Source organism: Dapis brunnea BLCC-M229, assembly GCF_050015995.1.
GTDB lineage: Bacteria > Cyanobacteriota > Cyanobacteriia > Cyanobacteriales > Microcoleaceae > Trichodesmium.
Genome location: NZ_JBNHEP010000127.1, coordinates 41,524 through 54,036, shown reverse-complemented (window position 1 = coordinate 54,036; position 12,513 = coordinate 41,524). Strand labels below are relative to the sequence as shown.

Annotated in this window: 11 protein-coding genes; 4 read left to right on the top strand and 7 right to left on the bottom strand. The window is 40.6% G+C overall.

All coding sequences use genetic code 11. The features are described from left to right. The first annotated feature begins 635 nt into the window (after nucleotides 1–635). Nucleotides 636–2,408 (top strand): gamma-glutamyltransferase, encoded by a 1,773-nt coding sequence (gene ggt, locus ACP6PM_RS15150; RefSeq protein ID WP_426585967.1) that lies wholly within the window; start codon nucleotides 636–638, stop codon nucleotides 2,406–2,408. 5 nt (nucleotides 2,409–2,413) lie between these two features. Continuing rightward, nucleotides 2,414–2,599 carry a hypothetical protein gene (locus ACP6PM_RS15145; protein WP_426585965.1) on the top strand — a complete coding sequence of 62 codons (186 nt, stop codon included), beginning with the start codon at nucleotides 2,414–2,416 and terminating at the stop codon, nucleotides 2,597–2,599. A 53-nt stretch (nucleotides 2,600–2,652) separates the two neighbouring features. Here ACP6PM_RS15145 and ACP6PM_RS15140 read toward each other — a convergent pair whose 3' ends face one another. The 7 genes from ACP6PM_RS15140 to ACP6PM_RS15110 form a co-directional block, all read right to left on the bottom strand. Continuing rightward, nucleotides 2,653–2,787 carry a hypothetical protein gene (locus ACP6PM_RS15140; RefSeq protein WP_426585963.1) on the bottom strand — a complete coding sequence of 45 codons (135 nt, stop codon included), beginning with the start codon at nucleotides 2,785–2,787 and terminating at the stop codon, nucleotides 2,653–2,655. A gap of 294 nt (nucleotides 2,788–3,081) precedes the next feature. Continuing rightward, nucleotides 3,082–3,831: a class I SAM-dependent methyltransferase gene (locus tag ACP6PM_RS15135; RefSeq protein WP_426585961.1), complete on the bottom strand. Its 750-nt coding sequence runs from the start codon at nucleotides 3,829–3,831 to the stop codon at nucleotides 3,082–3,084. Between the two features lie 242 nt (nucleotides 3,832–4,073). Beyond that, nucleotides 4,074–4,499 (bottom strand): HAD family hydrolase, encoded by a 426-nt coding sequence (locus tag ACP6PM_RS15130; protein ID WP_426585959.1) that lies wholly within the window; start codon nucleotides 4,497–4,499, stop codon nucleotides 4,074–4,076. Then, nucleotides 4,489–5,343, bottom strand: a complete 855-nt coding sequence (locus tag ACP6PM_RS15125) for a shikimate dehydrogenase family protein (RefSeq protein ID WP_426585957.1) — start codon at nucleotides 5,341–5,343, stop codon at nucleotides 4,489–4,491. The genes ACP6PM_RS15130 and ACP6PM_RS15125 overlap by 11 nt, the downstream gene beginning before the upstream one ends. Before the next feature lie 253 nt (nucleotides 5,344–5,596). Further along, complete coding sequence (locus ACP6PM_RS15120; protein WP_426585955.1) at nucleotides 5,597–6,682, bottom strand: DMT family transporter; 1,086 nt, start codon at nucleotides 6,680–6,682, stop codon at nucleotides 5,597–5,599. Between the two features lie 655 nt (nucleotides 6,683–7,337). Beyond that, nucleotides 7,338–8,351, bottom strand: coding sequence for a formylglycine-generating enzyme family protein (locus ACP6PM_RS15115; protein WP_426585953.1), 1,014 nt, complete (start codon nucleotides 8,349–8,351; stop codon nucleotides 7,338–7,340). Between the two features lie 635 nt (nucleotides 8,352–8,986). Next, complete coding sequence (locus ACP6PM_RS15110; protein ID WP_426585951.1) at nucleotides 8,987–10,552, bottom strand: DUF1254 domain-containing protein; 1,566 nt, start codon at nucleotides 10,550–10,552, stop codon at nucleotides 8,987–8,989. Nucleotides 10,553–10,796: 244 nt separating this feature from the next. Between ACP6PM_RS15110 and ACP6PM_RS15105 the strand changes: the two genes are divergently transcribed. Beyond that, nucleotides 10,797–11,807: a helix-turn-helix domain-containing protein gene (locus tag ACP6PM_RS15105; protein WP_426585948.1), complete on the top strand. Its 1,011-nt coding sequence runs from the start codon at nucleotides 10,797–10,799 to the stop codon at nucleotides 11,805–11,807. Between the two features lie 371 nt (nucleotides 11,808–12,178). Further along, the gene (locus ACP6PM_RS15100; RefSeq protein ID WP_426585946.1) at nucleotides 12,179–12,403 is read left to right on the top strand and encodes a DUF433 domain-containing protein; all 225 of its coding nucleotides are present in this window, start codon (nucleotides 12,179–12,181) and stop codon (nucleotides 12,401–12,403) included. The last annotated feature ends 110 nt before the right edge of the window (nucleotides 12,404–12,513 follow it).

Here is a 12,513-nt window from a genome sequence, read left to right as displayed (position 1 = left end):
GCCCCGAGGTAGACAGATTTAAAAAAAATCCTTAATAAAATTTTAAGTCAAATTTGTAGAGTTTGACACATTAAATTATTTGATTGACCTGTTATATCAAATTTTCTTACTTTGGAGTTGGGATATTATACCATCATTATTGGCAAAAACTCCTAGTTTCGTAGGGGTTTGGTCACCAAAACCCTAGGAGGCGTGAATTGTACTGATACTAACGGATTTGATATTATTTGTCCATTACAGTAGTTTTCAGTTAATTAAGACACTGATTAGGGATATGATATGTAAGATATCTACAGGGTTGTAGTTTTTTCTATGTATAGCATTACCTTAAATTTTGGTTGAAAGGTAACATAAGGGACTTCCAAATAAAAAAATATACACCCTGAATTTAGGGAGTAGGGAGCGGGGAGTAGAAATTATGGAAATTAGGCAGCTAAAGTTTCCAAGTCTAGTTATTTAATTTGGATAATTTATTGACTTGAGCTTGAGAAGGGCGATAAATATTTTTGATAAATTTTTCAATTTTTGTTTTAAGTTTTCTCAAATAAAAATTCTACAAAAAAAGTTTAAACCACAAATCATTATAAATTTAGGGGAGTAAAGAACAAATTAAAGTTAATCCTAGTAGTTGCTAAATGCCTCAGATTCGATTCCCTAAGACTAAAACCCAAATACTAATATTTAGTTGTGTAGCTTTTTCCATATCACTATTTGGCTGTACCCCCAACTCTCGAAAATCTCTACCTCTAGCAGAATTAAAACGGAGCAAAGAAGGTATGGTAGTTTCTGCTCATCCCCTAGCTAGTGAAGCAGGAAAGTTAATGCTAGAAAAAGGGGGCAATGCAGTAGACGCAGCGGTTGCTACTGCCTTTGCCATTTCAGTAGTAGAACCATTTTCGGCAGGTATTGGAGGGGGAGGTTTTTTATTATTGGGAACTCCTCCAGAAAATTCTGAGACTCAACAGTATAAAATTCAAGCATTAGATTTTCGGGAAAGAGCACCTAAAGCAGCAACTCGAAATATGTACCTCAACGAAAAGGGAGAAGTAGATAAAAGAGCAAGTTTAGATGGACATTTAGCAGTCGGGGTGCCGGGAACTGTGGCAGGATTATATACTGTTCACAAATATTATGGCAAGTTACCATGGTCAGAATTGGTAAAACCAGCTATTCGTTATGCTCGTGATGGGTTTGAGGTTAGGGATATCTTCGTTAGTAAACTGGAAGAACAGTTAGAGGTAATTAATAAAAATCCGGCAGCTAGGGATATATTTACTAAGAATGGTCAAGCATATCGATCGGGAGATTTGCTGATTCAAACGGATAAAGCTCAAACTTTAGAAAGTATTGCTGAAAATCCTCAAAGTTTTTATACGGGTAAAATTGCTCAGGCGATCGCTAGTGATATGGCTAAAGCGGGAGGTCTAATTACTTTAGAAGATTTGAAAGATTATACACCAATATGGCGTCAACCTATTTGTGGTAATTTTCGGGAAGCGAAAGTTTGTGCTATGCCGCCGCCATCTTCTGGAGGGGTACATCTACTGCAAATGTTAAATATTGTGGGAGAGACCAACCTGCAAAAGTGGGGTAGAGAAAATCCTGATACTATTCATTTACTGACTGAAGCAATGCGGGTTGCTTATGCCGATCGCTCTAAATATTTGGGAGACCCAGATTTTGTGGAGGTGCCAGTCAAGGAGTTGACTAGCTTGAGTTATGCGCAAAAACGGCGTGAGGAAATTAATCTTGAACAAGTCAGACGTTCGAGTGAAGTAGAACCAGCATCACCAGAAGTTTTGAGGAGTTATATTTGGGAGTCTCCCGATACTACTCATTTGACTGTGGTGGATAAAGAGCGGAATGTTATTAGTATGACATATACAATTAATGGTAGTTTTGGTGCTGGAGTGGTAGCTGCTGGTACAGGAATATTGTTAAATAATGAGATGGATGATTTTGCTGCTGCTCCTGGGGTGCCAAATTTGTATGGTTTGGTGGGGGGTGAGGCAAATGCTATAGCTGCTAGAAAAACTCCTTTGTCTAGTATGACTCCTACTATTGTGACAGAAAATGGTAGGTTAATTATGGCGACTGGTTCTCCTGGAGGAAGTACAATTATTACGACGGTTTTGCAGGTTGTCTTGAATGTATTGGAGTATCAAATGAATGCTGCGGAAGCTGTATCTGCTCCCCGTTTTCATCATCAATGGTTGCCAGATAAGTTGAGGTTGGAAACAGGGGGGGTTAGTGAAGCAACTGTGAATGAGTTGAAACAGCGCGGACATAATGTAGAAATGCGAGATGGTTGGGGTAATGCAAATGTAGTTGTGGTGGATGAGAGTGGGATGTTGGAAGCAGCGGCAGATCCCCGTGGGGAAGGGGAGGCAATGGGGAGTGGGGAGTAGGGAGTGTGGGAGGTGTGGCAGGTGTGGCAGGTGTGGTAGGTGTGGGAAGTGACAAATTTGCTTGTTTTGGGCTAGGCGATCGCTTCATAACTAGAAGCGATCGCTCACTTGCTGGACTTACACTCAATCAATACAAGTATTTGAGCAGAGAAACTTCTAAATCTCCCTTTTTCAGAGGGACTGTAGTCTGAAAGATTAGTTGTTATACCAATTACCAAAAGTAATGCTATACTTCCGCCATACTTCAAAAGTTAATAGTTACCAAGATTAAAAGTCTGTTTTTGACAATTATTAGTCGGTTAGTATAAATTTTTCCTACTTTTATTCTCCCCACACCTCCCACACTTCCCACACTTCCCCACCCAATCAGATATAGCATTCTTTTTGAGAAATGGTATTAGACTCAGGTAAATTAGATTTGCTGAATAAATCTCAAAGTCAGGATAGCTAAAGTAATAATGAAGCTACGATCTATTGCCGTTGCCTTGTTATCTACTGGAGAGTACAAAGTTCTTCTAAAAAACGATTTGCTTATATGGCTGAAAGTTTTACTGGAAAAGGCTTGCAGCACCTACAAGTATGAATGGATAGTTTCTAAGCTTGAGTTGCTGAAAGCCTTAGCTAGCAATAGTTATTCAAAGAACTTCGCACTGTCTAGTTATCTACTTTGTCTTTAAAACGCGTCATCATGCCAGTCCCAGTTTCGCTTATCCTCTTGGATTTTTCTAAGTGCGACCATTCTATTCTCTTGATCTTCAAATATTTCCCGATACAATTTCTTCGATAGGATGTTTGCCCATATTTCTTGCTTAATTGAAGACAATATAGAGCTTGTATCGACTTCCTTCGATGATTTTGTAAGCTTTTTCCCAACCACTCCCACTTCTTCGTAACACGGGTAATTCTTTAAGAAATCAACAACACGCTTCACTGATGGAAAGTGTACATCATCAATGGCAAGGATACCCCCTACTCTTAGCAGTCGAGTTGTATAGAAGCAATCTAGCAGTGTATGATCGAAAGTGTGCCATCCGTCTATAAAAATGAAATCAAATTGACCTTCATTGGTTTCTAAGAGTTTTGGAAGCGCAAATTCTGATTTCTTTTCGATTAGGGTGTAGAAATCAATTCCTGCAGCCTCCAATTGCTTTATTCCAACACCATCCCATTGGGTATTTTGGAAAGGATCTATAATCGTGTGTGAAGCGCCCGACCGTTCGCTTGTACCCGAGCAAATATATAGCGAGGAAAGTCCGTATGCACAGCCGACTTCTAAAGTGTTGCGGATCGTGGAATCACTATTAATGATAGAAAGTAAAAACTCACCTTCTTCGCGATCGATAGTGGAGTGTAGTTTATGAGTTTTCCCACTACGCCCTACAACCGAGTCCCCTTCATAGATATTCTTAATAAATTCGTTCATGTTAAGCCTCTTCATTTTTCCAGCTAACCTATAATTCTAATTTGACAAGTGAGAGATTGGTATTGTTGACGTTTGAATTCTTTCCAGTTGTTGATACATTTGGGCAACCGAACCCGCACAGAATTGCTTTTTTCCAAGCAGTGAAAGAGTATGTAAATCAGGATTTACACATAGCATCGTCACTTTTCTATCTAGAAAGACTTGAAAATCTTGAGCAGACTCAAAAGCAGAATCTGTTGCCGTTAGCAGTATAAATTCTGCCTCTTCAGGTTGGTTAACTCGCGAGTAGGGTAAACCGGTAAACCCTGCAATAACTGCTCATGTTGAGCCTCACCCATGTAATAATAACGGGAACCAACAATTGTTTGATTAGTACCTGTCTCAGCAGAAAGCAGATATCGAGTTGTGTCTCCAGAAGTAACAATGGCTTGATAAAGTGTTTGGCTAATACCCAGGCATGAAAGTTGGTCAGACATGAATTCTCCCATTCTCGGTGTATTGCCGATCGAGACAACGGTTTTTCCCTGACTCTTGAGAAATGTCAGCCACTCTATGGCATAGGGAAAGCATCGCTCACCATCTATTAGCACACCCCATAAATCAATAAAAAAAACATCGAATTTATCGGCGAGTTCATGCCAGGAATTAATAAAACTATTAACGCTCATAATGCTTCAAGATTGGACTAGAATTGATAGAAAGATTAGAAAAGAAATCTAGGGCAACTACAGCTTGTTCGACTAGCATTCCCAAACCATTAATTGATGATTTAGCCCCAGAAGCGAATGCCCATTTCTGAAATATCGTGTGTTCGGCAATTTTGTAAGCACACTCCAGACAATGAGTATCTGGGCCAATGATAGCTGGATTTAAAGGTAAGTGATGTCCCTTAATACTGGCTGACGTGGCATTGATGATAAAATCGAAAGGCTCTTGAGGAATATTTTTATAAGTGCAAGTGCTAATCAGATCAAAAGGAAAATCCTGTTTAATCCTTTCAAGACGTTCTTGACTCCGATTACAAATTAAGATACTTTTAGGACACTGGTCAATCAGCTCCATCAACATACCCCGCAACACGCCACCAGCACCTAAGACTAATAATTTCTTATTGCGAAAAGATAGTCTATGATTGCTCTTAACATCTCTGATAAAACCTTCTCCATCAGAATTATCACCGTAAAATACTCCCTGTTCATTGCGAATAATATTAACCGAACCCGCTTGACGGGCACGCTCTGTTAAAAAATCACACAATTCAAAAGCTTGAACTTTATAAGGCACGGTGATGCAAATGTGGGTTCCTGACTGAGATTTTAGGTCTAACATCTTTGCTTTTAATTCTTTCGGCTCCACTTCAAACTGTCGAAGTTTCAGGTCAATTCCCTGTGAGTGACAGCATAGTCTGTAGACTTCTCCTAAACAACTATGAGAGAGAACACGTCCGAAATAAGCAAGTTTAAATTCTTGGATTGAGCTAACAGCAGTTGGAGACTTTTGCGTGTATACCATGAGTTAAAAAATTTATATTGTACAGATGTTTTATTTGACTAACAGTAATAGGTAGCCTTGGGATGGACTGTAGTGCCGTGTCAAGACTAAAATTGTGGGTTAGGAGCGAGCCACCTTGGAGACCTCTCCCCTAACCCCTCTCCTGCGAGGAGAGGGGATTGCCCCCCCTTCCCTTGCAGGGAAGGGGGTTGGGGGGTTAGGTTTTTTAACCCACATTTTCAAGCTTGACACGACAGCAGGGTTTCGACAATTTTTAAATAACTTCATCCTGAATCAAGATTTGCTTGTTTACACTTTGACTTAACTGAGCTAAGTAAATTCCAGTTAAGACAACAAAGAAAGCTATCCCATTCATAACCGTTAATTCCTCGGCAAAAATAATCCATGCTAAAAAGCCCGTAAAAATGGGTTCTAGCAATATAAAAAGAGAAACAAATCCTGATGAAAACTGCTTTAAGCTATAAGCCATAATTCCTTGACCAATAACTTGACAGAGAACACCCAGGGCAATAACGACTAACCATCCGTTCGCTGAAGAAGGAAAAAGTTGATTTTCAGTCAGCAAAGTTGACGGAAAAACAACTAATAGTTCTATACTGCAAGCCCAGAGAAGCACTGTAGTTGTCGAAAATTTTTCTCGTAGTTTTTCAACAAGCATATAAGTCCCTGCATAAAACCAAGCAGAAAGTAAAGCGGCTATGTCACCTATCAGGTGAGCTGAAGAAATCTGAAAATCTTCTATGCTAATTGAAATCGTTCCTCCCAATCCCAAAACTAAACCGCTCAAAAAGTAATAATCAAATTTTTTCCCTAAAAACAACCATCCAGTCAAAGCGACAAATAATGGCATTAAATTATGGAGTAAGTTAGAGTTGGTAACGCTAGATTCTTTTAAAGACCAAGCCCATAACAATACACAAGGTACACTAATCAGACCAGAGATTACACTCAGAACTATATCTTTCTTGGTGTAAGTTTCGGGTTGAATGGAAACACCCTCAATGATTTGGGAGCGTGCTTTCATAAAGGTTTTCCAGACTACTAAAGCAATAATCGCAATCCAAAGACGATTAAAGATAGTTGCAAAAGGGCCAAGTTCGTTTTCGCTGAGTCGAATCAAAATTGAAGCTGAAGATAAAATCAAAATGGCAGTTGATAAGAGTATCAATCCCATCCAATTTGCTCTTGCTGTTGTTTGTGTGTGTGACATTAAGTTTATTTTTGCTTCATTATTCCTGAAATTATCAGCTTGATTTAGCTGCTCTATAAAACCAATATAAAACATCTCTCTTGGTGCGCGTTCCCTCTCTTGGTCAGCATTCCCTCTCTTGGTCAGCATTCCCTCTCTTGGTCAGCATTCCCTCTCTTGGTGCGCATTCCCTCTCTTGGTCAGCATTCCCTTGCGTCTTACGCCGACGCGGGATCTGACCGCTTGCGCCTGTCGGCGACGCGGGGTCGCACCGCATAATGTGACATTTTAATGTTTACTTCCTGCTTCTACCGGAACTGTCGGCAGCACTCCGTCTACAGGCATTCACGGTCAAGGCAACCGCATTTCTTAAATTAATACTTGCATTCAGATCGAGGTCTATATGCCACAATTTGGCCACTCATATGGTGTAAATCAAAGACTTTAAACTTATTTTAGTGGTAAGCTATCTCGGTGGATAATCGAAAATTATAACTTTCTAAGTTATAGAAATTTTAAATTATTTTTTTGATTTTTATTAATTTTACTTATAAATTGTTTGATTATTTTTTAAGGATTTGAATAGCATCAATTTTTAAATTCTTATTAAAGGGAGCGATCGCTCACTTCCTGGACTTACACTCAATCCGTAGGTCTTGATATTGCCAAGCCATTGTTAAGATGCCAGGCAGTGAGTAGGTTGTGTTTTCAGCTAAGAGCCGACATGAAACGCCCCTACTGTGGTTTACTGAAATGAAAACCGCTGTAATTATTAATTATTCATTATTAATTATTAATTATTTACTTAGCCCAAATTTTGGACGAGGCGAAAACCAATGTGAGTAGTTCCAGTATCGGGTGACTGAGACTCCCGTGCAGCCGGACGGTATCGACTGCAATAGTTGGGCGCACAGAGGTGAGAACCACCCTTAATCACGTGTAACGCACCCTCGACAGGTTTTTTGGGGTCAAAACTTTCGGCTTGTCTGGGACCTTCTGGGTTAACGCTATGAGCCATGTCGTTTCGTTCAACCCGATACCAGTCGGCAGTCCATTCCCAAACGTTACCCGTCATGTCATACAAACCGTAACCATTTGCCGAGAACGAAGCAACAGGAGCAGTTCCTAAATAGCCATCTGCTTTGGTATTTAGAAAGGGAAAAATTCCTTGCCAGGTATTGGCTTTTTTGGCAGAATATTCTTTACCCCAGGTGTAGGTAGATGCTTTTAAACCGCCTCTGGCAGCATATTCCCATTGGGCTTCGGTGGGTAGTTGTTTTCCTGCCCACTTGGCGTAGGCTAAGGCGTCTTCGTATGCAATATGAACAACGGGATGTTTTTCTTTCCTCCTAATATTGCTATCGGGGCCGTAGGGATGTTGCCAGTTTGCCCCCGTCACCCAATGCCACCAACTCAGATAAGCGACTTGTTGAATGCCTTCTGCGGGAGGTTGAAAAACAAGAGAACCAGGCGATCGCTGTTCATCGGGTAAATCAGGAAACTGTTCTTTTGATAGGGGACGTTCGGCTACGGTAACGTAACCTGTATCTTCAACAAATTTGGTAAATTCGGCGTTGGTAATTTCGTGGGAGTCAATGCAAAATGAACTGACAGTCACATTTTCAACAGGTAGTTCTTCGATAAATTCTGGTTGCTCCGACCCCATTTTGAAATCTCCTCCGGGAATGAAAACCATATTTGAAGGACAAGTTGAAGAGGATGCAGCAAACGCTCTCGGACTAAAAATAGTAACGGTAAGAATAAAAACACTGAGAAAAATTAGGAATTTTTGAATATAATTTTGAGAATTATTGATCATTTGAGTTGCAGAATTATTGAATCGTGGTGGAGAATAGCTTTGAGCAGAGAAACTTCATTTATTTGATCTGAGTTAAAACCGTAGGTTGGGTAGAGCAATAGCGAAACTCAACACCAGTAGGGCTTTGTTTGGTTTCGGGGTTCCTCTACCCAACCTACACTCTATACCTCCAGGCGAAACTCAAAACTCAATTGAGAATGCAAACTCGCGAGGGCGAGAATTACCTAATGTCTTTTTGTGACAGTAAGCCTAATAGTATAGTTAAAATTCATATTGTTAACTCAACTTAATCAGGACTTACGCATGAACGCTATTAGTAGGGTGTGTTTTCGGCTAAGAGCCGACATGAAACTTATAGCGAGCGCGACATGAAAAGCGGTAGCATAACTGAACGACAACCTACATATAGTGTCTTTGCGTAAGTCCTGTTTATGATAAGCGGGAGTATTTTGGCAAATTAGATAATTTTTAAACAAACTACATTAGCCTGTCTTTGCCATCTTCTCGAATTTTGTTATTTAGGCGATCGCTGTAATTTTTTTCAGCGGTCCCTATATTTGCTATACACTATAAGTGTCTTTGCGTAAGTCCTGATTTACCTTTGGAAAACGTAAAACTTAGTAGATTTACTTCATCTACTTAGTTGAATAACGTTTCTCAACCTGCTTAATTATTGTGTCCCAAAAATCTTCTTGAGATACATCTTCAACAGCTTGGGCAGACAAGGCATCAGCAGGAGCTTCAGCGGGGCCAAGATTAGTTAAAGCGGGTGGTACCCACCACTGCGACAACGCTGGGTAGCCTGGTAAGTACAGGCGCATGAACATAAGGAAATTGCCTTCGGGCGCAGGCAACCAGTTGGGACACTCGTCCGGACTGGGACACTCACTTGGAACATCATGCTGGATGGAAATAGTGAGACTGCCATCTTCAGCGATCGTCATCCCGCTTCGGTCTCCCACTGAGAATCGATCGATTGGGTTACCAACTAGGTTGTATTGGGGGTTGTACATGGTGATAGACCAAAACGCATTGACTTCAGGTTGCTGACCATGCTCAAACTTAAGCTCATAGCGGTTCGCCCCCGACAGGGGGTTGCCATCCGCATCCAACGATACATTAATATAAATTGCCTCGATCGGATCGTTGGCAACAAAACCAGCCTCGGCTTGAATTGCACGAACCAACCAGTCATGGCTTGCTGAAGGTCTACCCGTCTCTGGAGGCGGATAATTCCACCCATTGACCTGTTTCTGAGCGTACCCTGTAGCGAAGGCATCTTTGATCATCTGAAGCCCATCAGTGCTGGCACGTTCAAGGCCACGCTTGATACTGTCGTTTTGCAGCTCAACATCTAAATCTGGCCCAATGCCAATCTCGGCAAACAAGGCGAGTAAGCTGTTATCGTAAGGGTCAGGTGGGTTCTCGCCCATGGCATGGTTAATATTCTTCCAATACGCCAGTGGATCGTCAGAGGATTCATAGAGATAAGGTTCCCAAAGGTCAGGGACTGAAGGCGTAACAGTGGGATCGAGCCACTGGGACAGCGGTGTTAATTTATACTGGTCCTGAATCTCGTGTACAGCAGTTAAATCGCCCGATTGCCGCTCCTCTTCAGTCACAAGTGTTCGTCCCTGGATATATCCCCAAGGTGTACTCGAAGAGCCTTCAATCCTCTGCACATCTGGAGGCAGTTCACCTTCCCAATTGGGACCAATCAAGGCATAGTTACCTGCTTCTTGTCCAGTTGCCCGCTCACCCACATAGGCAAAATTGTCTCCCCTGTAATCAACTAACTCCATTGTGTAGTAGCGATCCATCGCAGGTACTGAGAGGATGAGTGGCTCATCTCCAAGGTATATGACTGCCTGAGAATATATGGTGTCGTTGTTGGGGCCGCCACCCTGAGTATGGGTTTCGTCCTTGAGGTCGCGGTAGTGATAAAACTGGTTAACTGTCCCGCCTGCTTCTGTCATGCGAGTCCAGTAACCATCTGACATATAAGCCCAAGGATACGCGTAGATAAATGCCTGTACACCCAGGCTATAGGCATATTCTTCTTCCCAATCAAAACTAGGTTCAGAGGTATCTCCCGTTAATTCAGCAAGAACAGGGCTTGTGGGTAATATGACATTTCCAAGGAGAAGAGAGGTAGCGATCGCCACTACCACTATCATTCTCCAAATTCGATTCAAAATCATCGGTAAAACCTAATAAACAAAACTAAATATTTGGATACTTTGTTGTTTAGCTCTTCAACAAAGTCAGTTTTCCTGGCTTTACAAGGCCATAATTGAGTCACTGGGTCATGCTCACTTTCTGACTTTAAAGTTTAGTTTAGTGGTAAGCTATCTCTGTGAATAATCAAAAATTATAACTTTCTAAACTATAGAAATTAAATAATTTATTTTTAAAACCTATTAGTTTAAATTATTATCATTGTCGATGAATACAAAAAATAGTAAAGTAGCCCAAGCCAAAGATACTCCTGGGACAGGCAATCAGAAGATTATCTGCAAATCCTTTACAGATGTGGATGGTTTCAAAGAGTTTTTTGCTGATCGAGGGAGAGAAATAGTACAAATTAGTCCCGGTTTTCTTCAAGCTGAGGTTTTGTCAATTCAGGTTGGTAACTTATATTTCGTATATAATCAGGCCAACCAAGGGCTTCAATTCTCGGGCGATCCTCCTATAAAGGGCAATATAGGTTTTGCGATAATTTGGTCTGAGAGTGAAAAGGAATATTACTCTTTCCGTCACCCTATTGATCCTCAAAGGACTATTTTTGGTTTCAATAATAAGGAAACAGACTTCATCAGTTCTCACGGTGGAACGTTGACACAAATTTTTATACCTGTTCAAACTTTTCATGCTTATGCAGACAAACTACAACGCCACGATCTCGATGATAGTTTCCTGAGTAAAAATCATGTAAATTTGTTACCCACTGGGATGACAGAAATTAAAGATTATCTGAAACAACTATTTTGGTTAGCAGTACACCAACCGAGTTGGTTTCAAAACCCTCACATTGAGAAACTGGTTGCTGATGATTTCATTCCTTTGTTGATTAGTCAGATTCCTATCAAGTTGAATTCCAAGTGTTTCTTCAAACCTTCCCGAAGAGCAAAGTTGATTGCCCAAGCTGAAACAGAAATACTAGCAAACTTGGAAAAACCTCTGACCTTAAAACAACTCGCTCAAAATTTAGGGTCTAGCAGTGCTGCATTATCTTTTGGTTTTAAAGACTTATTTGGCGTGAGTCCGATGCGCTATCTGAAGGTACGACGACTCAATGCAGTGCGACAACACCTGAAGGCAAGGGAACCAGAAAATTGTACCATCGCCATCCTCGCTAGTGAATTTGGGTTTTATAGTCCATGTCATTTTACTAAAGATTACAAAACCATGTTTGGGGAGTTGCCTTCAGAGACATTGCGAAAGAATGCAAAATAAGGCGATCGCTTATTCTTTGATTAAGTCAATGCTCTCATCTCAGACACATTCGACGTAAAGATATTATATCATGTCCGGTTGAACAGTTATAAATAATTAGGGAGGAGACAGGAGACAGGAGACAGGAGGTAGGAGGTAGGAGGTAGGAGAATTGAGATCGGGAAAAAAGTGTTTTCATCACTAATTATCCGGACATGGTATTACTCCTTTCTACTGATTATTCAGTCGAGCTGCTTCTAATATCAAACGTTGTTCAGCACGAGCGATCGCTTTGAAAGAATTCCCCTTAAGAAAAAGAGAAATTAAAATAGTTAGAAAATGCTTGAATTTGTGTAAAATAAAATTATCCTAATCTGTAAAATAAATATGTCATGTTAGAACAAAATATTATTACTATTGAACCAGGAAAACGCAGTGGGAAACCTTGTATTCGAGGTATGAGAATAACTGTTTATGACGTACTTTCTTATTTAGCTGCGGGGATGACTTATGAAGAATTATTAGAAGATTTTCCCTATTTAACAAAACAGGATATTTTGGCTTGTCTTAGCTATGCTGCTGAACGGGAACAACAAACTTTAATAGTACCTAAATGAAACTTTGATTCGACCATAGTTGATGTTGGGTTTCGTTACCTCAACCCAACCTACTGGCGCGTCAAGCTTGAAAATGTGGATTAAAAAACCTAACCCCCCAACCCCCTTCC

What these genes read in the sequence shown, in the direction of transcription:
- ggt (WP_426585967.1), top strand. Translation starts at nt 636, where the DNA reads ATGCCTCAGATTCGATTCCCTAAGACTAAAACCCAAATACTAATATTT.
- ACP6PM_RS15140 (WP_426585963.1), bottom strand. Translation starts at nt 2,787, where the DNA reads ATGCTATATCTGATTGGGTGGGGAAGTGTGGGAAGTGTGGGAGGTGTG.
- ACP6PM_RS15135 (WP_426585961.1), bottom strand. Translation starts at nt 3,831, where the DNA reads ATGAACGAATTTATTAAGAATATCTATGAAGGGGACTCGGTTGTAGGG.
- ACP6PM_RS15130 (WP_426585959.1), bottom strand. Translation starts at nt 4,499, where the DNA reads ATGAGCGTTAATAGTTTTATTAATTCCTGGCATGAACTCGCCGATAAA.
- ACP6PM_RS15125 (WP_426585957.1), bottom strand. Translation starts at nt 5,343, where the DNA reads ATGGTATACACGCAAAAGTCTCCAACTGCTGTTAGCTCAATCCAAGAA.
- ACP6PM_RS15120 (WP_426585955.1), bottom strand. Translation starts at nt 6,682, where the DNA reads ATGCTGACCAAGAGAGGGAATGCTGACCAAGAGAGGGAACGCGCACCA.
- ACP6PM_RS15115 (WP_426585953.1), bottom strand. Translation starts at nt 8,351, where the DNA reads ATGATCAATAATTCTCAAAATTATATTCAAAAATTCCTAATTTTTCTC.
- ACP6PM_RS15110 (WP_426585951.1), bottom strand. Translation starts at nt 10,552, where the DNA reads ATGATTTTGAATCGAATTTGGAGAATGATAGTGGTAGTGGCGATCGCT.
- ACP6PM_RS15105 (WP_426585948.1), top strand. Translation starts at nt 10,797, where the DNA reads ATGAATACAAAAAATAGTAAAGTAGCCCAAGCCAAAGATACTCCTGGG.
- ACP6PM_RS15100 (WP_426585946.1), top strand. Translation starts at nt 12,179, where the DNA reads ATGTTAGAACAAAATATTATTACTATTGAACCAGGAAAACGCAGTGGG.